This window comes from Pseudomonas sp. P5_A2_2, from assembly GCF_054177685.1.
In genome coordinates this window covers 1-1,112 of sequence record NZ_JBGCUL010001280.1, presented here as the reverse complement: position 1 = coordinate 1,112, position 1,112 = coordinate 1, and the positions used below count along the sequence as shown (strand labels likewise).

General features: G+C 56.4%; 1 protein-coding gene. It reads right to left on the bottom strand.

Going from position 1 to position 1,112, the window contains the following annotated elements; translation table 11 throughout:
• Positions 1-1,112, bottom strand: a 1,112-nt coding sequence (locus tag ACXRVY_RS30790; protein ID WP_458239179.1) for an amino acid permease, incomplete at both ends; no start/stop codon positions are given.

Here is a 1,112-nt window from a genome sequence, read left to right as displayed (position 1 = left end):
CCGTGGTGGAGAGCGGCCGGAAAGAGGTGAACGAGGATGAGTGTTGCTATCGTGGGTAGCGGTTCTAGCGTTTTCGGTTCGTGCAATGTCGACGGCTTGCACTGTCTTCTTCCTGGCGTTGAAGATTGCMCCCATACAGACGATGGACAGTGTCAGCGCACCCGTCGCAACAACTTCCATGCGATGCTCCGGCAAGATCAGCATGACCACCAGGATGCTCAAGATGAAGGCAATGACCAGGTAGCTGAGCCAGGGGAAAAACCACATCTTGAACGCGATCGGTTGCCGCGAAGCATTCATCTTCTTGCGCAGTACCAGTTGCGAAACAGCGATGACCAGATAGACCAGCAGCGCAACGGCACCGGAGCTGGCCAGGAGGAAGGAGAAGACTTCGTTGGGCGCAAAGTAATTGAGTGCCGTGGTCAGAAAACCGACCGCTGTGCTGGCCAGCACAGCGATATAAGGCACCCCTGAAGACGACGTCTTCTGCAGCAATCGAGGGCCATCACCGCGTTTGCTCAGGGAGTAGACCATGCGTGACGCGGTATAGATGGCTGAGTTGAGGCAGCTGGCTACAGCAATCAGCACGACGATATCGACGATCATTTTCGCGTGTGGAATGTTCATCAACTCGAGCGCCCTCTGATAAGAGCCGACTTCCATGAGCATGGGGTCGTTCCAGGGGACGATGGAGATGATGAGGAATACCGAGACGATATAGAAAATCCCCATTCGCCAGACGACGGAGTTGGTCGCGCGGGTGATCTGTTTGGCGGGGTTTTGCGATTCGGCAGCGGCAATGGTGACGATTTCCGTGCCCAKGAAGCTGAACACGGTAGTGAGCATCGCGCCGATGACGGCGGTCATGCCATTGGGCATGAAACCACCGAACTCATGACTTAGTTGAACGACTCCACTCACCGTCGTATCCGGTAATCCGCCCACCAGGGCAAGCGCGCCAAGCGCGATAAACCCCAGAACCGCGATGACTTTGAGCATGGCGAACCAGAACTCGAACTCTCCGTACCGGGCGACACTGAACAGGTTGGTCAATGTCAGCAGGCCGGTGACCGCTATGGCGAACTCCCAGGTCTGAATGGCGGGAAACCAGG